Here is a 24517-nt window from a genome sequence, read left to right on the forward strand (position 1 = left end):
ATAGGCGCTCGATGGTGCCCAGAGTAGCATCCGAGCCACCCTGCGGCGCGCAACCCTTTCCGGAAAGCGTTCCCGAAACACCTCGGTAAAACGTCCGACGGAAACTCCCGGGGAAATTCACAGAGAATATGCCGAGGGCCTTACCGAGGGATATGCCGGAGGCCACGGCAGGGAATGTGACGGGGAATATGACGGGGGAATTCGCAAGGCAGCCCACAGAGCGGGTCCGGACGGCTCCCCACCTGCCCGTATACTCGATAACCCGGAATCCATCATTCAGCCTGCCTGGAGCGGCATTGTGACGAACGCGCGTCGGCATCCTCGGAGTACCCCGGCCGATTCTGTACTCACGGAAGTCGCGGACGCCGTCCGGCTCCAGGAGGGCCCGCCCGGAGTACGGTCCGTCCTCCGCGCCCTGCGCCGCCTCGCCCCCGCCTCCACGAAGGATCTCAGCCGCGCGACCGGCCTGCCCGTCCCGATCGTGGCCGCGCTGGGGAACGAACTGCGCCGCCGGGACCTCGTCACCAAGCAGCGCCCGTCCCGGCTGACGGAAGCCGGTATGGACCTCGTCTCCCAGCTCGGCATGGACCTCGCCCTGGACGCCACCTGCCGCACCTGCGACGGGCGCGAGCTGGTCATCCCCGACGTGCTGGCCGAGGCCGTGCCGCGGCTGCGCGCGCTCATGGAGTCCGGCCCCGCCGCCGACATGGCCATCGACCAGTCGCACTGCACGGCCGAGACCAAGGTCCGCCGGGTCCTCGCGCTGCTCACGGCGGGCGCGCTGCCGGGCGGCTCGCTGCTGCTGATCGGCGACGACGACCTCGTCTCCCTCGCCGTCGCCGTGGTGGGCGACGTGCTCGGCGCCCCGATCGTCGAGCGGGTCACCGTCGTGGACATCTCCCCGGAGATCCTCGACCACATCCAGAAGGTGTCGGCCGGCCTCGGCACCCGGGTGGAGACCGTCCAGCACGACCTGCGCCTACCGCTGCCCGCCGAACTCCACCGGCAGCACGACGTGGCCATGACCGACCCGCCGTACACCCCCGAGGGCGCCCGGCTCTTCCTCTCCCGTGCGGTGGAGGGGCTGCGGCCGGGCCCGGCGCACAGCATCTTCTTCTCCTTCGGCGGCAAGAGCCCGGACGAGATGCTGGAGGTGCAGCGCGAGATCATGGCCCTCGGCCTGATCACCAACGGCTACATCCGCAACTTCAACGAGTACGAGGGCAGCGGCATCCTCGGCGGGGTCGGCTTCTTCCAGCACCTCCTGACCACCAACTCGACCACCCCCTCCCACGAGGGCGAGTTCAGCGGTCCCCTCTACACCGGCGACAAGCGGACCCGGCAGCGCGAGTACACGTGCGTGGCGTGCGACGCGCGGCTCCGCGTCGGCCCCGGCGCCCGCTGGGCCTCGGTCGCCGCCCTGCGCACCGAGGGCTGCCCGACCTGCGGCAAGGGCCCCTTCCGCCCGGGCCGCCTGGTCCCGGCGGAAGAACCGACGACGCCCCCGCCCCCCGCACAGTCCCCGGCCCCCGCCACCGCTCCCGCTCCCGCTCCCGCTCCCGCCACTCCCCCTGCCCCCACCGCGCCCACCCCCCGCGCCCACGGCTGGCATCCCCCGTCCGACGCCGACCGCGCCGCCCTCGCCGAGCGGGCGCGGCCGTACGCCACCCGGCAGGCCGGCGAGCGCGACCTGCCCGCCATCGGGGCGTTCGAGGCCGAGATCGCCCGGGTGTCGTTCGGCGAGGACGCCATCGACGATCCGGCCCGCTGGTCGGCACGCCTCGGCAAGGCCATGGAGAAGTCGAAGGAGGGCATGATCGTCGCCCACCGCCCGGGCGAGGACCCCGTCGGCTGGTGCTGGGTGAGCATCAACCAGAACGCCATGACCGGCGACCGCTACGCCAACTTCCGCTCCCTGGCGGTGTCCCCGCTGGACAACCGCGGCGACGTCGCCGAACTCCTCCTCACCGCGGGCCTGGAGTTCTGCCTGGCGAACGGCATCACGGAGGTCGTCGGCCGGGTGCACGTGAGCAACGTCCCGATGCGCACGGTCTACCGCAAGTTCGGCTTCGACCCCACCAGCCTGTCGATGAAGCTGTTCCTGCCCAAGAGCCGGGGGGACGCGTGACGTTCCCCGACCCCGGCCACGTCAAGTGCGTCGTCTGGGACCTCGACGGCACCCTCTGGGACGACATCGCCGTAGAGACCCCCACCGACGAACTCCCCACCCCCCGCCCGGAGATGCTCGCCGCGATCGACGCGCTGGCGGCACGCGGCGTGCTCAGCAGCATCGCGAGCCGCAGCGCGCCCGCCGTCCTGGACCGGCTGGCCGCCGGACGCCCGGAGGTGCGGGGCCGCTTCCTGGCCCCGCAGGTGTCCTGGCAGGACAAGAGCGAGTCGCTGCGCAGGATCGCCAAGGACCTCGGCATCGCGGCGGACGCCCTCCTCCTGGTCGACGACTCCCCGTACGAGCGCGCCGAGGTCGAGGCCCTGCTGCCGGGCGTGCGCACCCTCGCCCCCGAGGACGTGCCCGCGCTGCTGGCCGCGTTCGAGGGCCGGGAGGTCACCCCCGAGTCCCGTGAGCGCGTGCGCCGCTACCGCACCGAGGAGACCCGCCGGGCCGAGGGCGAACGCTTCCAGGGCTCACGCGAGGAGTTCCTGCGCTGGTGCGGCATGCGCCTCGCCGTCGGCGCGGCCACACCCGACGAGATCCCCCGCGCCCTGGAACTCGCCGCCCGCACCCACCGCCTGAACTCCTCCGGCCTCACCCCCGACCGGCTGCGCGAACTGGCCGCCTCGCCGGGACACGAGCTGTACACGGCCCGCATGGCGGACCGTTTCGGCGCGTACGGCGTCATCGGCGCCGCCCTCGTCGACCGCACCGCCCCCGCCGTCTGGTCCGTCCCGCTGCTCGCCCTCTCCTGCCGGGTCGCCGGCCGGGGCGCGGCGGCGGCCTTCCTGTTCCGGCTGCTGGAGCGGGCCCGCGCGGCGGGCGCCGAGGAGTTCCGGGTCACCCTGCGCCCGACCGACGCCAACCTGGAGATGCGCATCCTGCTCCGCCAGGCGGGCCTACGCCGCACGGACGACACCGGCCCCGCCCCTGCCACCGCCGCCGCCCCCGATGCGGCGGTGCTGGGCAGGCCCCTCCACGGCGACCTGCCGACCCCGCCCCCCTGGCTGCACGTATCCGACCGAGAGGAAGCCGACGCGTGACGGACACCCACAACCGGGCGACGGTGGAACGGCAGCTCCGTTCGATGATCGCCGAAGCCGCCCGCCTGGACGAGGCCGCCGTCGCGCGACTCCCCGCCGGCACCGAGCTGTTCGGCCCGGAGATCGCCCTCACCTCGCTGGCCGGCGTGACCCTGCTCGGCGCGATCGACCAGCGCTACGGCGTCGACGTGGCCACCCTGGACCTGAGCCTGGACAGCCTGCAGTCCATCGCCACCCTGACCGACTTCGTGACGGCACACCTCCAGTCGCACTAGCCACCCGTCTGTACGTCCCCCTTGTTCAAAAAGGGTGATCCGTACGGACGTGCCGTGACTCGTCCGGCGCGGCGGCGTTGAAGGGGAGTGCGGTGGCGCCCCCTGCCGCCGCGCGAACCGAATCACTAAGGAGAACGTGATGTCTCGCATCGCGAAGATCGCCGCTGTTGCCCTCGGCACCAGCGCCGTCGTGGTCAGCGGAGCCGGCCTGGCCATGGCGGACGCGGGCGCGCAGGGTGCGGCCGTGGGCTCGCCGGGCTTCCTGTCGGGCAACGTCGCGCAGGTTCCGGTCCACGTGCCGGTCAACGTCTGCGGCAACGCCATCAGCGTCATCGGCCTGCTGAACCCGTCCTTCGGCAACGCCTGCGCCAACGTCAGCGACCACGACCACGGCGACAAGCACGACGACAAGCACGGCGGCGGCTACGGCAACTGAGCAGTCTTCCGTACCCCCCGGTCGTACTCACCGTACGCACCACCAGGAAAGCCCCGGCACCTCGAGCGCCGGGGCTTTCCCCTGTCCCGGACCGGTCCGGGAACGACTCACGCGTACCGGCTCACGCGTACCGGTAGATCCCGGACACGTCCTCCAGTTGGTCCGGGGTCACGTCCCACGGGGGCATTTTCTCCAGCCGGGCGACGACCCGCCGGTACTGGCGGCCGGCCGGGCCGGGCGGTTCGGCGGGCAGGTAGCGGTGCTCGCGGTGCCGGCTCTGCCAGCGGGTCCACAGCAGGTCGACGAAGGCGTGGTGCAGCCAGAACACGGGGTCGTTGACGGAGGCGCCGCCGAGCATGACCCCGCCGACCCACCGGTGCACCCGGTTGTGGGTGTGCCAGGCGGCGCTGCCCGAGCCGGTCCCCCAGCCCTCCAGCTTGTTGCGGAAGCCCCGGGTGACCGTCGAGTCCCACGGCGAGGTGTCGTAGACCGGGTCCTGCAACGCCGCGTCCACCTCGCTCTTCGTGGGCAGGTCGATGGGGCTCGCGGCGCGGCCGAGGTCGCGGGTGAGGAACTCCCCGTCGGTCACGTTCTCCTTGAGGGTCCAGTCGCCGGTGGCGTAGGCGAACGGCCCGGTCGTCACCTGGTGGTCGGAGCGCCGTCCGTTGCCGCCGAGGAGATCCTTCGTCCAGGGCGCGGAGGTCGCGGTGCGCTCGCGCGTCCAGTCCCAGTACGGCACCGTCACCGAGGAGTCGACCCGGCGCAGCGCCCGCTCCAGGTCCAGCAGGAACCTGCGGTGCCAGGGCAGGAAGGAGGGCGCCATGTGGGCCGTCCGCAGCCCGCCGTCGCCGTCCGGGACGTAGTGGTCGATGTGCATCCGGACGAACTCGTCGTACTCCCCCGTCCGTTTGATCTCCAGCAGCGCCTTCACGAAGCGCCGCCGCTCGGCGGCGGTGAGGGTGCTGACGTCCTTACGCGTGTAGGCCATGGTGTCCCCCCATGTGTGTGTGATCGTGTGCCGCGGCCGCCTCGCGCAGCCGCTCGCCCGGCCCGAGTCCGTCGACGGCGGCGCGGGCCGCCTCCAGCGGCGTCGGGTACGAGCGGTAGTGGTCGACCATGCTCAGCCAGGTGCCGTCGGCGCGGCGCATGAGGTGCAGCGGGCGGCCGTCGACCGTGACCTCCCACTCGGCGCCGACCGCGGCCGCGGGCCCCGTCGGGGTGAGGACCCCGTGCAGGTGCCGGCCCCGGTAGGTCTCGTCGAACGAGGAGCCCGTGGGGCCGCCGTCCGCCGGGCGCGGGGGCCGGGAGGCGGCGAGGACGGGGACGATCGCGAGGGCGGCGGCGCCGCCGAGCAGCCCGCGCAGCAGGTCCCGGCGGCGGGCGAGGCGTGGCGGGCCGGCTCTGTCCGCGCCCGCCGGCAGTGCGGTCACGGGTACGGCGGTCACGGGTACCGCGTCGACGCTGACGGCCATGGTGTGCTCCTCGTCCGGTTGGGTTGTCCGAGGGAGTAACCGTCCGGTGGCCCGCCGGGACACGCGGACCGGGACACGCGGACCGGGCACGGCGACGGGCCCGGACGAGATGTCCGGGCCCGTGGTCGTGACGGTTCGTCGGTTCGTCGTCGGTCCTACAGTCCTTCGCCCAGACCGAGGTCCGCGCCGGGCACCGCCTGGAGCACCGGGGTGACCACGCCCGCCTCGGGCAGCTTCAGGTCCGGCAGACCGAAGCGGTCGGGGTTGGGCGCGGTGAGCGGGGAGTCCAGGGTCAGGCCGGGGCCGAGCGTGCGCAGGTCGGAGGCGGGGGCGTCGAGGGCGACGTGGTTGAACTGGTCCCCGAGGACCTCCGGCAGCGGCGCGCGCAGCCCCAGACCGGGCAGTCCGGCGGCGACCGGCAGTTGCGGGATCGCCCGCTCCGGGACGAGGCGGCCCTCGACGAAGCGCGGCCCTTCGGGCGCCCCGGGCGTCGGCAGCGGGATCTCGCCGCCGATCGTGGGCAGTTCCACGTTGAGGGACTTCTCGACGCCGTTCAGCGGTACGGGGACGGGGACCGTACCGATCGCGGCGGCGGGGGTCACGGAAGCGGCTGCGCCGGCCGCGGCCGCCACACACGTCAGCACTGCGGCGAGGGTTCCTCGGGTGGTCGACTTCATCTCGGGTACGGGCCCTTTCGAAGGAATACGGGAAATTCGGGGGGCGTTGCGTCCGTACCGGGTAACGAGCCGGAAAACGGCATCAGTTCACAATTCCCCCGACTGCCGTAATCGTGCGCATCATCAGCTCGTCCAGAAATCCCACCATCGGGTCAGGATCAGCATGCCGACCACGCCGATGTGCAGCAGCGGAGGCGCCCAGGCGAACTCGGCGAGGAAAGTCCGCACCCCGGCCGGGGCCGGCAGGAATCCGTGGCGTACGTCGAACGCGACGGCGTACCAGAACATGAGGATCGTGGCGACCCACGCCAGACAGCACCACAGGCACAGCGCGTTGATCCGGTACAGGGACTCGAACTGCAGCCAGGACACGAACCCGACGCCGAACAGGCAGCCGGCGGTGAAGGTCAGCCAGTACCAGCGGGGGAACGCGGCGCGGGCCAGCAGGCTCACGCCGACGCACACGACGATCCCGTAGGCCACCAGGCCCAGCATCGGGTTGGGGAACCCGAACGCCGAGGCCTGGTCGCTCTTCATGACGCCGCCGCAGGAGACGACGGGGTTCAGGCTGCACCCGGGCGTGAACCCGGGGTCCTCCAGCAGCTTGAACTTGTCGAGGGTGATGACCCAGGCGGCCAGCAGCCCGGCCGCGCCGGTGAGGACGAGCAGCAGGGCGTACGCCCGGCCGGCGCCCGCGGGCGCCGGGTGCGGATCGCTCATCAGCCGCGCAGGCGGCGGGCGGGCAGGACGATGTGCGCCGCGGCCGTCAGGGTCTCCTCGGCGCCCGCGAACGCGGTCAGCGCCTCGGCCGTGACGGCCTGGCCGGGCAGGGCCTCCGGCCAGGCGCGGGTGGTGAACACGAGGTAGGCGTAGCCGCGCTGCTCGACGGCCGCGAGCCACTCGGGCGGCGGCAGGCACTGGGCGTTGAGGCTCGGCATGTTCAGGACGGCCGCGCCGGACTCGACGAGCAGCGTGAACGGCAGGCTCGGCCGCTCGGTGCCGTCGACGACGTCCCCGCCGACGGGCATGCCGTTGTCGGTGAGCATCCGCTCGACGGCGGCGGCGGTCCCCTCGGGACCGTCCGCGGTGTCGCCGAGGGAGTAGGCCAGGAGGTAGGGCATGTCGCTGCCGTCGGGGGCCTCGCCGCTCCACGGCATCACGACGAGGGTGCCCAGGTCGGCCACGCGGAAGGGGCGGGTTGCGCTTGGGGTTGAGGTCACCGCGCGACCCTATCGGCGCGGCACGGGGCCGCCGGACGCGTTCTCACCCGACCGGAGGACGCCGGCCCGTTGCTCCACACGAACGAGGGACGCGCCGCTCGACCCGCCTCGAACAGCGCGAGGGCCGGTCCCGTCGGTGACGGGACCGGCCCTTTCGGTGGGACGCCTTCGTGGGGCCTTCGCGGGATGCCTTCGGGGGCGTCTCAGCCCTGCAGCGGCAGTCCGCCGAGGAGCGGGTTGTTCGTGTTGAGGGCACCGGCCGCGCCCTTGACGGTGCTGAGCACGGAGTCCTTGTTCTCGGTGTCGAGCGCGTTCGACTGGTGCTGGAGCGGCATCGCGTCCTCCAGCGTGATCGGCCCCCTGGTGAGGGTGTCCACAGCGCCGTTGAGGCTGGTGGGCGTGAGGTCGGCGGGGGTGGCGAACGCGGGTGCGGCGACACCGGCGAGAACCACGGATCCGGCAACGACAGCGGCAGCCTTCAGGGACTTCATCGGATTCCTTTCAGGGGAAACAAGGGAAATGACGACGTCGTGCCTAACGAGCCCCGCCGGGAGCGGAAACCCTGTACGCAGAAAATTTCTGCACCCCGGGGAGGAAGACACCGGGGTGCAGAAATCAGGGTTCGGAAACCGCGTGCGGAAACCGGGAAGGGGCCGTCAGCCGACGGGCAGGGCCGGCAGCGCCGGGGCCGCCGGAACGGCCGGTGCCGCGGGTACCGCCGGAGCCGCCGGAACCGCCGGTGCCTCGACCGGCAGGGTGGGCAGGGTCAGGCCCGCCCCGGCCAGCACCGCGGTGACCACACCGAGCAGACCGCCCACCACACCCGTCAGCGCCGGGGCGACCTTGCTGACGTCCAGCGACGTCGCCGCCGCGAGCAGCGCGTCAACTGCCTTCTGCAGCACCGCGACAGCGTCGGCCACGGGGTCGGCGGCAGCCGCCGCCCGCGACGTGCCGTGGCCGTGGCCGCTCTTGGCGAGCGCGGGAAGCGTGAGCACCGGCTTGGCCGGGAGAGCCGGGGCCGCCGGGAGAACGGGCGTGGCGGGGAGCGCCGGCGTGGCCGGGAGCGCTGGTGCGGCGGGGGTGGCGGGGAGCGCGGCGGCCGGGTCCGCGGGCAGCGCCGCGACCGGGTCGGCGGGCAGGGCGACCGGATCCGCGGGCAAGGCCTCGGTCGGGTCCGTCGGCAAGGCCTCCGTCGGATCCGCGGGCAAGGCCTCCGTCGGGTCGGTGGGCAGGGCCTCGGTCGGGTCCGTCGGCAGGGCCGGGGCCGTCACCGGGGCCGCTGCAGTGACCTTGGCGAGGGCCGCCTTGGCCGCGTCGCCGAGCTGGGTGGCCTGGTCGGCGGTGAGTTGACCGTCCTCGGCTTTGAGGACGGCGTCGACCAGGTCGGTGACCGGCTTGAGGACGGTGCCGAGATCGCCGAGGCCCTTGGCCTGGGTGAGCAACGCGTCGGTGCCGGGGACGGGCGCATCGGAAGCCGCGGCGGTGCGCTCACGGGCTGCGGCTCCGTCGGACGCCATGGCGGCGGGGGCGGCGATGCCGAGGACGAGGGTGGCGCACAGTGCGGTGCAGGCGATACGCCGTGTGGACAGGCCACGCATGAGGAAATCCTTTCGGTTGCGTCGGGTCTCGTGTCCACCGTGCAAACCGCCGTCGCACTCCGCAACAGATCCAACGCGCCGCGTAATCACCCATGGCCCACGTCGCACGCATCACCCCTGGTGAGGCGGCCTGTCAAGGTCCGTCGAGCGTGTCACGCGCTCCTCCCCCCATTCGGGGCAACACCTCAGGCGACGCATCCGGCAATGCGAACGGCCGCCCTCCTGGCGGGAGGGCGGCCGTTCGGCGAATGACGTGTCGTGACCTCTGGGGGGGGGAGGCGACGTCAGTCGTTGATGCAGGTGTTGCCGAAGGCCGGGTTCAGCAGGCCGACCAAGTTGAGCGTGTTGCCGCAGACGTTGACCGGAACGTGCACGGGAACCTGAACGACGTTGCCGGACAGCGCGCCCGGGGAGTGCTCGGCGACGCCGTTCGCGCCACTGTCGGCGGCGGCGATGCCGGAAGCGCCGGCGACGGCCGCAGCGGCAACGGAGGTCAGGACCAGGCCCTTCGCGATACGCGACATGGAGAGGTGCTCCTTGGGGGGTTTTGAAACAAACACCTGGGCGGGGATGCCCGGCGCTGAAGTCAACGCGCGGGGCGCACGGGAGTTGTGCCGCCGAACGAGTGATGCGACCGGAGAACAGGCTTCACCATTCCGACACAGTTGTCCGGTTTCGACGGATTAATCCGGACAGTGGTTAGAGTTACGCCTCGTCCGACGCACGCCTATAGCAGGCAAATCGCACGAAAGGGCACGCAGGTCATGCGTATTTCCCTGGGTTCCCTGGGCCCGACGCTGCGCCACGCGACGGCCGGCGTCCTCGCCCTCGCCTCCCTCTGGGTACCGGGCGGCGCCCGGGCGGCCGGCGCGCCGCCCGCGTCCGAGGCGCAGCGCCTGGCGTTCGCGCAGCGCTACCACGCGACACAGCACGGCGGGATCGTCCGCGCCGCCAACGCGGCGATCAGCTGCCGCGCGGCACCGGCGGCCGGGGCGACGCCCGTCTGCCCGTCCGTGCGCCAGGGCAAGGCTGCCGTCAACAACGAGTTCGACATGTTCTACGTCGACGTCGACGTAGACCCGAACACCTACAACTCCTCCAGCGCCGAGGTCCGTCTCCCGCAGGGCGCGCAGGTGTCGTACGCGCGGCTGTACTGGGGCGGCAACCTGCGCGTCGGCGAGCAGAAGCCGCCGAAGGACAACGGGCGGGTGCTGCTCGCCGAGCCGGGCGGGGAGTACAAGGCGGTGCTCGCGGACACGGTCGTCGGCCACCGGGTGGCGCAGGGCGCCGACGCCTTCCAGGCCTCCGCCGACGTCACCGACCTGGTGCGCGACAGCGGCACGGGGCTGTACACGGTCGCGCAGATCAACGTGGCCATGGGCAGGTCGGCGGCCGGCGCCTGGGGCGGCTGGACGCTGGTGGTGGCGTACGAGAACCCGGCGGAGCCGCTGCGCGACCTGTCGTTGTGGGACGGCTTCGACACCCTCGACGCCGCCGCCGGGAAGGAACTGCGGCTGCTCGGGCTCGACATCCCCCCGAACGCGAGTGGCCGGGCCGGGCTCGTCGGGTACGACGGCGACCGCGGCCGAACGGGTGATTCGCTCATGTTCTCGACCGGTGGCCGGGCGGCCTCCCCGCTCACGGACCCGGTCAATCCATCTGACGATGTGTTGAACTCCACGATCAGCGAGCCGGGGGAGGCTCCGGCGGCGCGTGCACCGGCGTACGTCAACACCCTCGGCTACGACTCCGACGTGTTCGATCTCGGCGGGGGTTTGCAGCGCGGCGGTGACCAGCTGGCCGTCCGGCTCGTTTCCCCCCGGGACGCGGCGTGGGCCGGGGCGCTCTTCGTCGCCGTCGACACACGAAAGAAGCAGTCAGGCGCGTTCCCGCACGTCCCGAGCGCCACCGTGAGCGAGGAAACCGCGCCATGCACCAGCCAGAACCCGACGACAGACCCCGGGTCCTGCACCTCACCCAGCCCGTGGACGGCGGCGTCGCCCGCGTCGTGACGGACCTGGCCCGGGCCCAGCTCGCGGCCGGTCTGCACGTCACCGTCGCCTGCCCCGGCAGCCCCCTCTCCGACACCCTGCGCTCACTGGGCGCGGACGTACGCGACTGGGCGGCGACCCGGTCGCCGGGACCCTCGCTCCCCGGGGAGGTGCGGCGGCTCGGACGCCTGCTCGACGAGGTACGCCCCGACCTGGTGCACGCGCACAGCGCCAAGGCCGGACTGGCCGGGCGGCTCGCGGTGCGCGGGCGGATCCCGACCGTGTTCCAGCCGCACGCCTGGTCCTTCGAGGCGGTCGGCGGCGCCACCGCCGCCCTCGCCCTCAAGTGGGAGCGGTTCGGGGCGCGTTGGGCGGACCGGCTGGTGTGCGTGAGCGAGGCGGAGCGCACGACCGGGCTGCGCGCCCGGATCGCCGGGCGGTGGAGCGTCGTCCCCAACGGCATCGACCCCGAGCGCTTCCACCCGGCCCCCGCCGGCACCGTACGGGCCTCGCTCCTGTCCGCTCTGCCCGCGCTCGACCCGGCCGCCCCGCTGGTGGTGTGCGTGGGGCGGCTGTGCCGGCAGAAGGGGCAGGACGTGCTGCTGGCCGCGTGGCCGGACGTCGCGGCGAAGGTGCCCGGGGCCCGGCTGGTGCTGGTCGGCGACGGGCCGGACGGGGAGCGACTGCGGTCCCGGGCACCGGAGTCGGTGCTGTTCGCCGGCGCCGTCGCCGACGCCGTGCCCTGGTACCAGGCCGCCGATCTCGTCGTCCTGCCCTCGCGCTGGGAGGGCATGGCGCTGGCCCCGCTGGAGGCGCTGGCCTGCGGGCGGCCCGTCGTGCTGACCGACGTGGACGGCGCCCGGGAGAGCCTGCCGGCCGCGCTCGCGCCCCGTGCTCTGGTGCCCGCCGAGAACCCGGCGGCGCTGGCCGACGCCGTCGCCGGACTGCTGCTCGACCCGCCGCTGCGCGAGGAGTTCGGCCACCAGGGGCGCCGGCACGTCCTGGCCACGCACGACGTGCGGCGGACGGCCGAGGCGGTCGCGGGCGTGTACCGCGAGCTGCTCACGACCACGGAAGGGGCGCGTGTCGCGCCCCCCGAGTGCAGGGAGTCCATCCTCTCGTGACTGCGGAAAGCACCGTCCCCTCTCCTGGCGTGCAGCCCGGATACTCGCCCGTCTCGGTCATTCCGCGGCGGGAGAGCGGAGCGGGATTCCGGTTCCCCACCCGGCGGCCCCCGGCGCGACCCCTGTCGCCGCTGCCGCTGCTGCTCGCCGACTGCCTGGCCGCGTTCCTCGGCGCGCTGGCCCTGACCGGGGCACAGCGCCGCCCCTTACTGGTCGCCCTGCTGGTCGCGGCGACGATACTGCTGCGCCCGCAGCGCCCGCGCCCGGTGGCGGGCGTGCTGGACGAACTGCCCGTCGTCTGCGGCCGGATCGCGGTGGCCTGGCTGACCCTGGGGGCGCTCGTCGCGGCCTGGCAGCCGGCGCACGCGCTCTCGGCCCGCACCCTGCTCCTGGGGTGCGCGGCGCAGGCCGTGGCCGCCTGCCTCGGCCGCGCTCTCGTGCACCGGCGGCGACGCCGGACGTTGCTGCGCCGGCCGCACGCCGCGCTCGTCATCGGCCCCGCCACGACCGCGCAGCGCGTGGCCGCCGCCGTGCTGCGCCACCCGCGCTGCGGCCTGCGGCCGGTGGGCATCGTGGCCGAGCGCCCCGACGGCTCCGACAGCCCCGACAGCCCCGACGCGCTGCCCGTGCTGACCACCGGTCAGGAGGTGCAGCGGGCCCTCATCCAGAACGGCGTCCGGGACGTCCTGTGCGTCCACCCCGCCGTCCGCACCGTGCAGGGCCCGCTGCTGCGGGCGCTCGCCGAGTCGGACTGCACGGTGTGGGAGGTCGACGCCGACACCCCCTCGTACGCGAGCCGTGAGCAGCTCGCCGGGTTCTCCTGCCGGCGTCTCGACATGGGCGGCCGGCGCCGGGGCGGCATCGGCAAGCGGCTGCTGGACATCGCGGCCTCCGGGACCCTGCTGCTGCTGATCAGCCCGCTGCTGCTGGTGTGCGCGGTGGTGCTGCGGCTGACCGACGGGCCGGGCGTCGTCTTCCGGCAGGAGCGCATCGGCAAGGACGGCCGGCCCTTCACGCTGCTGAAGTTCCGCACCCACCGCCCGGTCGACGAGCACGAGGCGGCGACCCGCTGGAGCGTGGCCGGCGAGCGGCAGATGAACCGCTTCTGCCGCATCCTGCGCCAGACCTCGCTGGACGAGCTGCTCCAGCTGTGGAACGTCCTGTGCGGCGACATGAGCCTGGTCGGGCCGCGCCCCGAACGGCCCTTCTTCGTCGGCGAGTTCAGCCAGACCTACCCCGGCTACGCGGCCCGCCACCGGATGCAGACCGGCATCACCGGCCTCGCCCAGGTGTACGGGCTGCGCGGCGACACCTCGATCGAGGACCGGGCCCGCTTCGACAACGCGTACATCGACAACTGGTCGCTGTGGCAGGACGTCTGCATCCTGCTGCGCACCGCGGCCTCCCTCGTCCGACCGACCGGGAGCTGACCCGCCGATGACCCTCGCCCTGCCCGTGCCGCGCGCCCGGACGCTGTCACCGGTCCTGCCCGTGGTCGCCGTGGTCGCCCTGCTCGGGCTGCCGCTCAACCCCGGCGCCGAGGGCGGCGCCGGGCCGGCCGACGCGCTGTCCGCGCTGGTCGTGCTGTTCTGCGCGGTCCGGCTGCTGCGGCAGCGGCACCGCCCCCTGTCCCGGACGGCCGCCCTGGTCCTCGGGCTGCCGGTCGCCGGGCTCGCGCTCGCCGCGATGGGCGCGTCCTCGCCGGGCGCGGGGCTCACCGGCCTCGGCCGCTACCTCCAGATCTTCGTGCTCGTCCCGGCGGCCGTCGTCCTCCTCGTCCGTGACCGGGCCGGCTTCCGGGTGCTGGCCTGGTCGTTCGTGGGGCTCGCGGGGTGGCAGGGGGCGGTCGGCGTCCATCAGTTCGTCACCGGGACCGGCGCCTCGTACCAGGGCGAGGAGATCCGGGCGGTCGGCACCTTCGGGCCGCAGGACGTGATGGGCATGGCGACCGTCGTGTCGTTCGGCCTGATCTGCGCGGTCGGGCTCGCCCTCGGCCGGACCTCGCTGCGGCAGCGGGCGATCGCCGCCGGCTTCGCGCTCGCGCTGCTGGTGCCGCTCGCGCTGTCCTTCAGCCGGGGCGCGTGGATCGCGACCGCGCTGACCTGCACGATCCAACTGGCCCTCGCCGGACTGCGGCGGGCGCTGAAGGTGGGCGCGGTGGCGGTCGCCGCCGGGGTGATCCTGGTCGGCGGCTTCGGCGTCGGCTCGGCGATGCTCCAGGAACGCATCAGCAGCATCACGCAGGTCGCGGACGCGCCCGACCAGTCGGTCACCGACCGGTACACGATGTGGGCGGCGGCGATCGGCATGTGGCGCGAACAGCCGCTCACCGGCGTCGGGTTGAAGGGTTTCCCCGAACACCGCGACGCGCACGCCTCCCTCGCGCTGTCCTCCGGCAGCGACACCGAGGGCGCCGGCTCGGGCTTCGTCCGGCAGCCGCTGCTCTCCCCGCACAACATGTACCTGCTGGTCCTCGCCGAACAGGGCCTGATCGGACTGCTCGCCCTCGCGGGCGGCTGGCTGGCGCTGCTGGCGTGCGGGCTGCGCGGCTGGTTCCGCGTCCGGCGGAGCGGCCCCGGCCTCGACTGCGCGCTCGTCGCCTGCGGCCTGCTGGTCTGGCAGCTCGTCGACTTCATGTACGCCGACATCGGCGGCCCCTCGACCGTCCTGACCGCCGTCGTCTTCGGGCTGGTGGCCTGGTGGGCACTGGTGGGCGCGGACACCGGCGACACCGGTCGCGGCGCCGACGGCAGCGCCGATGGCAGCGCCGGTCGCGGCATCAGTCGCGAGGAGACCCTCACCCGATGAAACCGACGCCGCCCCCGACCCCCCGCACGAACGACCCCGTCACCATGCCGTCGGCACGCTCCGCCGCGGAGACGGAGGAGCCGACCGAGCGGCCGACCGGGGAGACGGCAACGGCGACGGGGACAGTGGGGGCAGCGGGGGCAGCGGGGACAGCGGGGACAATTGAGCCGACGGCTGGGGAAGTACCCCAGGGGCCCGCCGGCACCGCCCGCCCCACGGCACCCACGGCACCCACGGCACCCACGGCACCCACGGCACCCACGGCCGAACACCCCCCGCCCTCCCGCGGTTTCCTGGCCAAGGCCGCTCTCGTCACCGCCGTGCTCTCCGTCGCCGGGGCGTTGCTCGGGCTGGTGCGGGATCAGGCGCTGGCGCGGCTGTTCGGGGCGGGGAGTGACACCGACGCGTTTCTCGTCGCGTGGACCGTGCCCGAGTTCGCGGCCACGCTGCTCATCGAGGACGGACTGGCGTTCGCGCTGATCCCCGCCTTCAGCATGGCACTGGCCCGCCGCTCCCAGGGCGCCCCCGGCGACCCGGTCCGCGCCCTGGTGGCCGGCACCCTGCCCCGCCTGTCGCTGGCGTTCGTCGCGGTCGGCGCCCTGCTCATCGGCATCGCCCCGCACCTGGTCGAGGCCCTCGCGCCCGGTCTGCCCGACCCGGCCCTCGCCGTCGACTGCACCCGGCTCACCGCGACCTGCGTGGTGAGCTTCGGCCTCGCCGGGTACTGCAGCGCGGCCCTGCGCGCCCACCGCCGGTACGTGGCGCCCGCCGCGATCTACGTCGCCTACAACGTCGGCATCATCACCGGGATGTTCGTGCTCGGCGGACGCTGGGGCGTGCGGTCGGCGGCGGCCGGGGTGGCGGTGGGCGGGCTGCTGATGGTCGTCGTCCAACTTCCTTCCCTGATCGGTCAGTTGAGGAGGCGAAAGGCAGGCGGGGCGGACGGTGACGTGGCCGCCGTGCCGGAGGCGCCCCGGCCGCTCGACACCGCTCTCCTCGCGACCGTCCTGCTGTTCGCCCTGTGCCGGCAGTCCCAGGTCCTCGTCGAGCGGTTCCTCGCCTCGCATCTCCCCGCCGGGGCGATCTCGCACCTCAACTACGCGCAGAAGGTCGCGCAGATGCCGATGATCCTGTCGGTGATGGTGTGCACGGTCACCTTCCCGGTGATCGCGCGGGCGCTGGCCGAGGGCGACACCGAGCGGGCCCGCGGCCGGGTGGAGCGGGATCTGGCGCTGGCCGCGTGCATCGTGCTGCTGGGCACCGCCGCCGTGGTGGCCTGCGCGCCGCAGATCGTCGAAGTGCTCTTCCAGCGGGGCGCGTTCACCGCGCGGGACACGGCGGCCACGGCCGGCGTGATGCGGGTGTACGCGCTCGGACTGCTCGGCCAGACCATGGTGGGCGTCCTGGTCCGCTCCTACTTCTCGGCGGGCCGCGGCTCCTGGTACCCGGTCGGCGCGATGGCCGCCGGCATCGCCGTGACCTCCTGGATCGGCGTCCTCGGCGTCACCGCCTGGGGCGTGTACGGGATCGCCGCCGCCAACGCGACCGGCATCACCGTCACCGCCCTGGTGCTGCTGGCCGGGATGGGCCCGCGCAGTGTCCCGGTCAGCGTCCGGGGCGTGCTGCGCGAACTGAGCCGGCCGGTGCGGGCGGCCCTGGTGGCGACCCTGACCGGGGCCCTCGCCGCCGCGCAGTTCACCGACCCGCTCGCCGGTCTCGCCGCCGGCGGGCTCACCGTGACCGCCGTCTTCCTGCTGTTCGGCCGGGCCCTGGGCGCCCAGGGCATCGTCTGCGCACTCCGTTCCGTACGTTCCGCGACCCGAAGGCTCTCCCATGGCCGCTTCTGACAACAGCAGACGCACTCCCGTCCCGTGGGTGGCGATGTACCACTCCGTGAACGACTGCCCCGAGGACCCGTACCACATCACGGTCACCCCCGAACGGCTGGAGAAACAGCTGATGTGGCTGCGCCGGCGCGGACTGCGCGGCGTCTCCATGTCCCGGCTGCTCGACGCCCGCGCCCGGGGCGAGGGCCACAACCTGGTCGGTCTCACCTTCGACGACGGGTACGCCGACTTCCTCACCGACGCCCTGCCCGTCCTGCGCCGCCACCGCTGCAACGCCACCCTCTTCGTGCTGCCCGGCCGGCTCGGCGGCGACAACGCCTGGGACCCGATGGGCCCGCGCAAGCCCCTGCTGACCGCCGACGGCATCTGCCGCGCGGCCTACGAGGGCGTCGAGATCGGCTCGCACGGCCTCACCCACGTCGACCTCACCCAGGCCGACGACCTCACCCTCAAGGCGGAGACCGTCGAGAGCCGCACCGCCCTCAGCGCACTCCTCGGCACCGAGATCGCCGGCTTCTGCTACCCGTACGGGACGATCGACCAGCGCGCCATGGACGCCGTGCGCGAAGCCGGATACTCCTACGCCTGCGCCATCGACCCCGGCGAGCTGAACGGCCTGCACGCCCTGCCCCGCCTGCACATCGGGCAGAACGACAACGCCCTGCGCATGTACCTGAAGTACCGGCTGCACGGGTTGCGCCGACGGCCCGTCGAGGGGCTGCGGTGAAGGCGCTGCACATCATCACCGGGCTGGGCGTCGGCGGCGCCGAGCAGCAACTGCGGCTGCTGCTACGGCACTTGCCGGTCGACTGCGAGGTGGTGACGCTGACGAACCCGGGGTCGGTGGCCGACGGGCTGACCGCCGACGGGGTGCGGGTCGTGCACCTCGGCATGGCCGGCAACCGCGATCTGGGCGCGCTGCCCCGGCTGGTCCGGCTCATCCGCTCCGGCGGCTACGACCTCGTCCACACCCACCTCTACCGGGCCTGCGTCTACGGCCGGCTCGCGGCGCGGCTCGCCGGGGTCCGCGCGGTCGTCGCCACCGAACACTCCCTGGGCGCCTCGCAGTTGGAGGGGCGCAGGCTGACCTCCGGGGTGCGCGCGCTCTACCTCGCCAGCGAACGCCTTGGCCGCACCACGGTCGCCGTCTCCCCCACCGTCGCCGACCGGCTGCGCAGTTGGGGCGTCCCGGCCCCCCGCATCGAGGTCGTCCCCAACGGCATCGACCTGACCCGCTTCCGCTTCGACCCGGACGCCCGCCATCGCACCCGCCGCCGCCTCGGCCTGCCCGACGACGCCTTCGTCATCGGCGGCATCGGCCGCCTCACGGCCGGCAAACGCTTTGACGTCGTCATCCGCGCCCTCGCCCAACTCCCCTCCGACCACTGGCTGTTGCTGGTCGGCGGCGGCCCCGAGGAGAACGTGCTGCGGCGCACCGCCCACGAGGCGGGGGTCGCCGACCGCGTCCTGTTCACCGGCGAACGCCCCTACGTCGCGGACCGCACGCCCGGCCCCGACCTGCCCTCCCTCACCTCCGCCATGGACCTGTTCGTCTCCCCCTCCCCCGAGGAGACCTTCGGCCTGGCGGTCGTGGAGGCCCTGGCCTGCGGCCTGCCCGTCCGCTACGCCTCCTGCCCCGCGATCGAGCACCTGCCCGCCCCCGCGACGGCCGGCGCCCACCGGGTGAGCGGCGGCCCCGAGGCGTTCGCCGCCGCGCTGGCCGAGGCCCGCGCGCAGGCCCCCGGCCCGCGCACCGCGCCCGACGCCGCCCGCCACTACGACATCACCCGCAGCGCCGCCCAGCTCATGGACGTGTACGCGGCCACCGTTTCCGGAGCACCCGTGCTCTCCCCCGCTTCCCCGACACCCCAGGGAGTCAGTTCCCCATGACCGAGAACCCCCGTCGTCCTGCCGGCCTGCGCCGCGCCAAGGCGCTCCCGCCCTGGTCCCTGCTCGCGGCCGGCGCCGCCGCCGGCGGCCTGCTCGGCGGCGTGTACGGGGCCGTCGAGCCGCCCGTGTACACGGCCACCGCCTACGTCGTCGCCGTCCCCACCGAGAAGTCCGACCCGGCGTCCGCGCTCGGCTTCGCGCAGGCCTACGGCCGGGTCGCCACCCAGCTCGCGGTGCTCGGCGACGCGCAGGTGTGGGCGGGCGTGCCGGTGAAGACGCTCCAGCAGAGCGTGCAGACGTCGACCTCGCCGGACGCCCCGATGGTGTCGATCACGGCGACCTCCGACCGGGCCGACCTGGCCGCCGACATGGCCAACGCGGTCTCCCGCTCGCTGACCCAGCACGCGAAGAGCTCCCGGGCCACCACCAACGTCGAGCTCCAGCAGTTCGCCCGCGCGATCCGGCCGACCGCCCCCTCCTCGGCGTCCCCGACGGTGACCGCCCTGGTCGGCGCGAGCGCGGGCGGGCTGCTCGGCGGGCTGGTGCTGCTCGTGCGGCCGAAGCGGGGCCGCGAGGAGGAGGCCGCGCGCCCCGCCGCCGTCCCCGGCCCGGCCCTCGCCGCCGACGCGCACGGAGCACTGTGAAACCGACGTTCACCACCGAACTCGTCACCGACGAGCAGGCCTTCGCCGCGCTCGCCCCCGCCTGGGGCCGCCTCTACCAGCGGTGCGCGACGGCCACCCCGTTCCAGAGCCACGCCTGGCTGCACTCCTGGTGGCTGTCGTACGGCAGGCCCGGCCGACTGCGCCTGCTGCTGGTCCGCGACGGCGCCGAACTCGTCGCCGCCGCCCCGCTGACCGCCGTCCGCCGACCGCTGCCGGCGCTCGTGCCGCTCGGCGGGGCGATCTCCGACTACGGGGACGTCCTCGTCGACGACGAACACGGCGAGCGGGCCGTCGCCGCGCTCACCGAGGGGCTCTCGGCGGCCGCCCGCACCGCGCTGATCGACTTCCGCGAGGTGCGGCCGGGCAGCGCGGTCGAGCAGGTCTACGAGCGGTGGCACGGGCCGCGACGCCGGGTGAGCGACTCGGTGTGCCTGGAGCTGCCGGCCGTCCCCATGGACGAACTGCTGGCCCGGCTGCCGTCGGCGAAGGCCCAGCGGGTGCGCGCCAAGCTGCGCAAACTGACCGCGCTGGGCGTCCAGCGCCAGATCGTCCGCCCGGAGGAGGTCGACTCGGCGCTGCGCCGCCTGCTGGAACTGCACCAGTTGCAGTGGCAGGGCCGGCAGGTGACCGGCGAGCACCTGCGCTCCCGTTTCTGCGAACACCTGGTCCGCTCGGTCGGGCCGATGGTGCGCTCCGGGGACGCGGTGGTCACCGAGTTCCGGCTGGACGACGACGTGGTCGCCGTCGATCTGACGCTGCTGTCGCGCCGGCTGGCCGGGGGCTATCTCTACGGCGCCCATCCGCGGTTGCGGGAGCGCAAGGCGGACGTCGCGGTGATGCTGCTCGACGCGTGCGCCGAGCACACCCGGGGCGGCGGGCGGGCCGCGCTGAGCCTGCTGCGCGGCAACGAGCCGTACAAGCACCACTGGCGGCCCGAACCGGTCGTCAACCAGCGGCTGCTGCTGGCCCGCCGGCGCACCGCGCCGCTGCTGTCGGCGGCCGTCTGCGACGTGGCCGCGCGGCGGCGGGGCAAGGAGCTGCTGCTCCGGCTGGAGCAGCGGCGGAAGGAGCGCGACGGTGGCGGCGGGTCCTGACGCGGGCCCGCCGCCACCGCACCGCGGTTCACCGGTTGCGCGACCACCAGTCCAGGCGGATGCACAGCTTGCCGCCGAGCCAGTACTCGACCCAGTCGCCGAGGTCCATCGGTGTGCAGTTCACCGGGGTCTCGGTCGTGGGCGGCTGCGGGGTGGGCTCGGTCGTGGGTTCTGTCGTGGTCGTCGGGGCGGTCGGTGTCGGGCTCGGCTCGTCCGTGCGGCCGGACAGGAGCGAGCGGTAGACCGCGGACGACTGCGGGTTCTGCCCGCACTGCCACACGCCGTGCGGGCAGTAGTCGGTCACCGTGTTGTACAGCGGTTTGTGCTCGTCCATCCAGGCGAGCATGCGCCGCATGTATTCGGCGTTGTCACCGTTGCGGAAGAGTCCCCATTCGGGATAGGAAATGGGTTTCCCGTGGGCTTTGGCGAATTCCACGTGTTCCTGGAGCCCGTAGGGTTCTTTCACCTGCTCGTCGAAGGACAGGCCGGTCGGCTGGTCGTAGGAGTCCATACCGACGATGTCGACGGTGTCGTCCCCCGGATAGCACCGGGTCCAGGGAACGGCGTCCCTGCCGCGGGTCGGCGTGAAGTCGAACCGGAATTTCTGGCCCGGCACCGAACGCATCGTGGAGACGATCCTGTTCCAGTACATCTTCCAGGCCTCCGGGTCCGGCCCGCACCGATGGGTGTACGTGATGCCGTTCATCTCCCAGCCGAGCACGATCACCGTGTCCGGCACCTCCAGTGCGACCAGCCGTTCGGCGAGAGCCCTGAAGTGGTGATCGAACTCCCCGGCCGCGCCCTGCCGCAGCAGCCCGCGCACCTCGGCGTCGGACACGCCCTCCTCGTTGCGCTCCATCATGGGCACGTTGAGGACGAGCATCCGGTCGTCCTTCTCCAGCCGCCAGTCCGCCCACACGTCGAGGAAGCCGGGCGGGCCCTCGATGTTGCGCCAGCGGTCGCCCGGCAGGTAGGTGTGGCCGACGCGCAGTTCGGCGCCGCCCAGCCAGTCGCTGAGCTCGGCGATCCGGGCCACGCCCCGGGCGCCGTAATCGAGGTAGGCGCCGAAGGCGGGGGCGACCTTCGCGGGCAGGGTGGACGGGGAGGCGGGGACCGGGGTGGGCGACTCCGCGGGGGTCTCCGGGGCCACCGGGACCGCTGGTGTCACCGGGGTCACCGGTGCCGCCGGGGTCGCGCTCGGCACGGGGGCGAACGGGTCGGCGTCCTCGGACACCGGGTCGGCCGCCGCGGGCGCCGGCTGGACGACCGCGGGCGCCGGGACGGTCGGGGTGGGAGCGGGAGGATCAGCGACCCGCACCACCCCCGCGCCCGCGGCGAAACCAGGTCCGGACGCCAGTGCGGCCGAGGCCGCGACCGCCGCCGCGACAACGGCCAGCCGTCGGGACCGCGCGCGGCGCTGTTGTGGAGCCATGCCTGCTCCTTTCTCCACTCTCACGTAACGCGCACTGCTCGCGCATTACCGACACTCAGTCATATGAAAGTCACACGAAAAGGAATCACGCCACCGCCGTTACGGCTTTCGAGTGCCTTGATCGCCCATATCGGTGACCTGAACCGAAGGACCCGGAGAAAAATGCCCGAGTCGCTGCTCGACACCCGCGTCCCCGCCGTTCTCCTGCGGATCGACCGGAATCCCTTTCACCACGGAACGCTGGGTGCCGTGCGCTCCCTCGGCAGAGCCGGCGTCGACGTGCACGTGGTCGCCGACTCGACGGGAAGTCCCGTACGCAAGTCCCGTTTCGTCCGCCAGTTGCATCCCCCGCCGCCGCCCGGCGCCACCCCCGCCGACATCGCCGCCGTCCTGCTGCGGGTCGCCGCCCGCATCGAACGGCCCGCCGTGCTGATCCCGATGGACGACGCGGGCGCGATCGCGGTGAGCCGGCTGCGCGAGGAGCTGGGGCCCGCCTACCTGCTGCCGCAGCAGCCCGGCACCGTGCCCGAACGGGTCGCCGACAAGGCGGAACTGGCCGATCTGTGCGCGGCGGCGGACGTGCCGCATCCGCTCACGGTCGTCCCCGACAGCGCGGCCCAGGCCGCCTCCGCCGCCTGGCGGCTCGGCCTGCCGGTGGTCGCGAAGTGGAGCCGGCCCTGGCTGCTGCCCGCCGGCTCGGGGCTGCGCAGCACGGTCGTGGTGCGCTCCACGCAGGAGGCGCGTGACCTGTACCTGCGCACCGAGGAGGCCGGCAGCCCGCTGCTGCTGCAGAACTTCCTGCCGCCGGCGCCGGACGGCGACTGGTTCTTCCACGGGTACGCCGACCGCACCGGCGCGGTCGGCGGCGGCGGCCCGGGCCGCAAGCTGTGCGCCTGGCCGCGCGGCGCGGGCCTCACAGCGGTCGGCGAGTGGACCGAGAACCCGCAGGTGCGGACGCTGGCCGAGCGGCTCACCGGCAGCCTCGGCTACCGGGGCATCTTCGACCTCGACTTCCGCCGCTGCGGCCTGACGGGCGACTACCACCTGCTCGACTTCAACCCGCGCCCCGGAGCCCAGTTCCGGCTCTTCGCCGACGGCGCCGGACTGGACGTCGTACGCGCCCAGCACCTGGACCTGACGCACCGTCCGCTGCCTGCCGGGGTGCCGCTGCCGGGGCGGGCGTTCGTGGTGGAGAACTACGCGCCGCTGGCCGCGCTGCGGCCGGCGCGGGCCGGCCGCGAACTGGCCTGGCACGCGGGCGACGACACCGCTCCCGGCCGGGCCATGTGGGGCCTGTGGGGCACCCACGTCGCACACCGGCTGCTCGACCGGGTCCGCCGGCTCGGCCCGGCGGGCGGGGCGGGGCTCCGCCCCCGCGTGATCCGCCAGGCGCCGCCGCCCCCGGTGTCCCTGACCGGCCTGACCGAACCGGCCGAAGCAGCCGAACCGACCGAACCGACCGACGACGAGAAAGCGAGCAGTTGCTGATGTACGACCTGCTGGTGGTGGGCGCGGGCCCGTACGGCCTGTCCATCGCGTCCCACGCCGCGGCCGCCGGGCTGAGCCTGCGCGTCTTCGGCCGACCGATGGCCTCCTGGCGCGACAACATGCCGGGCGGGATGTTCCTCAAGTCCGAGCCCTGGGCCTCCAACCTCTCCGACCCCGCGGCCCGCTGGCGGCTCGACGTCTACTGCGCGACCCAGGGCGTGACGGCCCGGCACGGGGAGCCGATCCCGGTGGAGATGTTCGCCGAGTACGGCCTGTGGTTCGCCCACAACGCCGTCCCGGACGTCGACGAGCGCACGGTGACCCGGATCGCGCCCCGGCCGGGCGGCTTCGAGGCGGTCACCGAGGACGGCGAGACCGTGCACGCCCGGACGGTCGCCCTCGCCGTCGGCGTGATGCCGTTCGTCGAGATCCCGGCGGCCCTGCGCGGCCTCTCCCCCGACCTCGTCTCGCACAGCAGCCACCACGGCGACCTCGAGCGCTTCCGCGGCCGGGACGTCACGGTCATCGGCGGTGGCCAGGCAGCCCTGGAGACGGCCGCCCTGCTCGCCGAACAGGACACCCGGGTAAGGGTGTTGGCCCGCGCCGGCCAACTGTGCTGGAACGACGTGCCGCCGCCCTGGGAACGCTCGTGGTGGCAGTCGGCCCGCTCCCCGCACAGCGGCCTGGGCCCCGGCTGGCGCAACTGGTTCTACGCCGAGCGCCCCGGCCTCTACCGCCGGCTCCCGGAGCCGACCCGGGCCCGGATCGCGGGGACAGCGCTCGGACCGGCCGGCGCGTGGTGGGTACGGGACCGGGTGGAGGGCTCCGTGGAGGTGCGCCTCGACCACGAGGTGACGGCGGCGCGGGCGGTGCCGGGCGGGGTGCGGCTGGAGGTGACGGGGGCGGAGCCCTTCGAGACCGAGCACGTCATCGCGGCCACCGGCTTCAAGGCGACCCGCGAGCGGCTCGGCCTGCTCTCCGGCGAACTGCGCGACGCGCTGGGCACGGTGGCCGACGGCTCCCCCGAGGTGGGCCGGGACTTCGAGTCGTCCTATCCCGGCCTGTTCATGGCCGGCCTGGTGACGGCGGCGGGCTTCGGCCCGGCGATGCGCTTCGTCCACGGCGCGACCTTCACGGCGGGGACGCTGGTCCGAGGCGTCCGGCGCCGGCTGCGCACGGGCGCGGCGAGCGGGGCGATCCCGGCGCCGGGCCGGCACGACGCGACGGAGACCGTGCGGGGTTGAGCGAGGCGGAGCGTGGGTGCCGGGCGCGAGGGCGTCCGGCACC

At 73.9% G+C, this 24517-nt stretch carries 24 protein-coding genes; 15 read left to right on the forward strand and 9 right to left on the reverse strand.

The genetic code is table 11. The annotated features are described in order from the left end of the window. Positions 1-298: 298 nt before the first annotated feature. From OG352_RS15445 to OG352_RS15460, 4 genes are all read left to right on the forward strand, one after another. Positions 299-2128: a GNAT family N-acetyltransferase gene (locus OG352_RS15445; RefSeq protein ID WP_329217527.1), complete on the forward strand. Its 1830-nt coding sequence runs from the start codon at positions 299-301 to the stop codon at positions 2126-2128. Next, the gene (locus OG352_RS15450) at positions 2125-3213 is read left to right on the forward strand and encodes an HAD-IIIC family phosphatase (RefSeq protein WP_329217529.1); all 1089 of its coding nucleotides are present in this window, start codon (positions 2125-2127) and stop codon (positions 3211-3213) included. Before OG352_RS15445 ends, OG352_RS15450 begins: the two co-directional genes overlap by 4 nt. Further along, positions 3210-3488 carry an acyl carrier protein gene (locus tag OG352_RS15455; RefSeq protein WP_329217531.1) on the forward strand — a complete coding sequence of 93 codons (279 nt, stop codon included), beginning with the start codon at positions 3210-3212 and terminating at the stop codon, positions 3486-3488. The genes OG352_RS15450 and OG352_RS15455 overlap by 4 nt, the downstream gene beginning before the upstream one ends. Before the next feature lie 139 nt (positions 3489-3627). Next, a complete protein-coding gene (locus OG352_RS15460; RefSeq protein ID WP_329217533.1) occupies positions 3628-3924 on the forward strand; it encodes a chaplin in 297 nt (98 codons plus the stop codon). A 121-nt stretch (positions 3925-4045) separates the two neighbouring features. Here the strand turns inward: OG352_RS15460 and OG352_RS15465 are convergent, their stop codons facing one another. From OG352_RS15465 to OG352_RS15500, 8 genes are all read right to left on the reverse strand, one after another. Continuing rightward, positions 4046-4912, reverse strand: coding sequence for a tyrosinase family protein (locus OG352_RS15465; protein ID WP_329217534.1), 867 nt, complete (start codon positions 4910-4912; stop codon positions 4046-4048). Further along, positions 4896-5396, reverse strand: coding sequence for a tyrosinase family oxidase copper chaperone (locus OG352_RS15470; RefSeq protein ID WP_329217536.1), 501 nt, complete (start codon positions 5394-5396; stop codon positions 4896-4898). Before OG352_RS15470 ends, OG352_RS15465 begins: the two co-directional genes overlap by 17 nt. A gap of 155 nt (positions 5397-5551) precedes the next feature. Next, positions 5552-6073 (reverse strand): hypothetical protein, encoded by a 522-nt coding sequence (locus tag OG352_RS15475; RefSeq protein ID WP_329217537.1) that lies wholly within the window; start codon positions 6071-6073, stop codon positions 5552-5554. Positions 6074-6196: 123 nt separating this feature from the next. Then, a complete protein-coding gene (locus OG352_RS15480) occupies positions 6197-6793 on the reverse strand; it encodes a vitamin K epoxide reductase family protein (protein ID WP_329217538.1) in 597 nt (198 codons plus the stop codon). Then, positions 6793-7293 carry a DUF5949 family protein gene (locus OG352_RS15485; RefSeq protein WP_329217540.1) on the reverse strand — a complete coding sequence of 167 codons (501 nt, stop codon included), beginning with the start codon at positions 7291-7293 and terminating at the stop codon, positions 6793-6795. Before OG352_RS15485 ends, OG352_RS15480 begins: the two co-directional genes overlap by 1 nt. 203 nt (positions 7294-7496) lie before the next feature. Beyond that, the gene (locus OG352_RS15490) at positions 7497-7784 is read right to left on the reverse strand and encodes a hypothetical protein (protein ID WP_329217541.1); all 288 of its coding nucleotides are present in this window, start codon (positions 7782-7784) and stop codon (positions 7497-7499) included. A 165-nt stretch (positions 7785-7949) separates the two neighbouring features. Beyond that, a complete protein-coding gene (locus OG352_RS15495; protein ID WP_329217543.1) occupies positions 7950-8891 on the reverse strand; it encodes a hypothetical protein in 942 nt (313 codons plus the stop codon). A gap of 284 nt (positions 8892-9175) precedes the next feature. Continuing rightward, positions 9176-9415: a chaplin gene (locus OG352_RS15500; RefSeq protein WP_329217545.1), complete on the reverse strand. Its 240-nt coding sequence runs from the start codon at positions 9413-9415 to the stop codon at positions 9176-9178. 240 nt (positions 9416-9655) lie between these two features. Here OG352_RS15500 and OG352_RS15505 point away from each other — a divergent pair, with 240 nt between their 5' ends. From OG352_RS15505 to OG352_RS15545, 9 genes are read left to right on the forward strand one after another with little or no spacing between them, the layout of a single operon-like run. After that, positions 9656-10903 carry a DUF3344 domain-containing protein gene (locus OG352_RS15505; protein ID WP_329217546.1) on the forward strand — a complete coding sequence of 416 codons (1248 nt, stop codon included), beginning with the start codon at positions 9656-9658 and terminating at the stop codon, positions 10901-10903. Continuing rightward, on the forward strand, positions 10822-12006 hold the full coding sequence (locus OG352_RS15510; RefSeq protein WP_329217547.1) for a glycosyltransferase: 1185 nt from the start codon (positions 10822-10824) through the stop codon (positions 12004-12006). Before OG352_RS15505 ends, OG352_RS15510 begins: the two co-directional genes overlap by 82 nt. Then, the gene (locus OG352_RS15515) at positions 12003-13436 is read left to right on the forward strand and encodes an exopolysaccharide biosynthesis polyprenyl glycosylphosphotransferase (RefSeq protein ID WP_329217549.1); all 1434 of its coding nucleotides are present in this window, start codon (positions 12003-12005) and stop codon (positions 13434-13436) included. Before OG352_RS15510 ends, OG352_RS15515 begins: the two co-directional genes overlap by 4 nt. A 7-nt stretch (positions 13437-13443) precedes the next feature. Further along, the gene (locus OG352_RS15520) at positions 13444-14814 is read left to right on the forward strand and encodes an O-antigen ligase family protein (RefSeq protein ID WP_329217550.1); all 1371 of its coding nucleotides are present in this window, start codon (positions 13444-13446) and stop codon (positions 14812-14814) included. Next, on the forward strand, positions 14811-16661 hold the full coding sequence (murJ, locus tag OG352_RS15525) for a murein biosynthesis integral membrane protein MurJ (protein WP_329217551.1): 1851 nt from the start codon (positions 14811-14813) through the stop codon (positions 16659-16661). Before OG352_RS15520 ends, murJ begins: the two co-directional genes overlap by 4 nt. After that, positions 16648-17388: a polysaccharide deacetylase family protein gene (locus OG352_RS15530; protein WP_329217552.1), complete on the forward strand. Its 741-nt coding sequence runs from the start codon at positions 16648-16650 to the stop codon at positions 17386-17388. The genes murJ and OG352_RS15530 overlap by 14 nt, the downstream gene beginning before the upstream one ends. Next, positions 17385-18551 (forward strand): glycosyltransferase, encoded by a 1167-nt coding sequence (locus tag OG352_RS15535; protein WP_329217553.1) that lies wholly within the window; start codon positions 17385-17387, stop codon positions 18549-18551. The genes OG352_RS15530 and OG352_RS15535 overlap by 4 nt, the downstream gene beginning before the upstream one ends. Beyond that, on the forward strand, positions 18548-19195 hold the full coding sequence (locus OG352_RS15540) for a lipopolysaccharide biosynthesis protein (RefSeq protein ID WP_329217555.1): 648 nt from the start codon (positions 18548-18550) through the stop codon (positions 19193-19195). Before OG352_RS15535 ends, OG352_RS15540 begins: the two co-directional genes overlap by 4 nt. Beyond that, positions 19192-20310, forward strand: a complete 1119-nt coding sequence (locus tag OG352_RS15545; protein WP_329217556.1) for a GNAT family N-acetyltransferase — start codon at positions 19192-19194, stop codon at positions 20308-20310. Before OG352_RS15540 ends, OG352_RS15545 begins: the two co-directional genes overlap by 4 nt. 28 nt (positions 20311-20338) lie before the next feature. Here OG352_RS15545 and OG352_RS15550 read toward each other — a convergent pair whose 3' ends face one another. Next, on the reverse strand, positions 20339-21742 hold the full coding sequence (locus OG352_RS15550; protein ID WP_329217558.1) for a glycoside hydrolase family 26 protein: 1404 nt from the start codon (positions 21740-21742) through the stop codon (positions 20339-20341). A gap of 162 nt (positions 21743-21904) precedes the next feature. Here OG352_RS15550 and OG352_RS15555 point away from each other — a divergent pair, with 162 nt between their 5' ends. Both OG352_RS15555 and OG352_RS15560 read left to right on the forward strand, forming a co-directional pair. Next, a complete protein-coding gene (locus tag OG352_RS15555; protein WP_329217560.1) occupies positions 21905-23230 on the forward strand; it encodes a carboxylate--amine ligase in 1326 nt (441 codons plus the stop codon). Beyond that, positions 23230-24474, forward strand: coding sequence for an NAD(P)-binding domain-containing protein (locus OG352_RS15560; protein ID WP_329217562.1), 1245 nt, complete (start codon positions 23230-23232; stop codon positions 24472-24474). The genes OG352_RS15555 and OG352_RS15560 overlap by 1 nt, the downstream gene beginning before the upstream one ends. Positions 24475-24517 lie beyond the last annotated feature (43 nt).

The organism is Streptomyces sp. NBC_01485, assembly GCF_036227125.1.
In the GTDB taxonomy this organism is placed as follows: Bacteria; Actinomycetota; Actinomycetes; order Streptomycetales; family Streptomycetaceae; genus Streptomyces.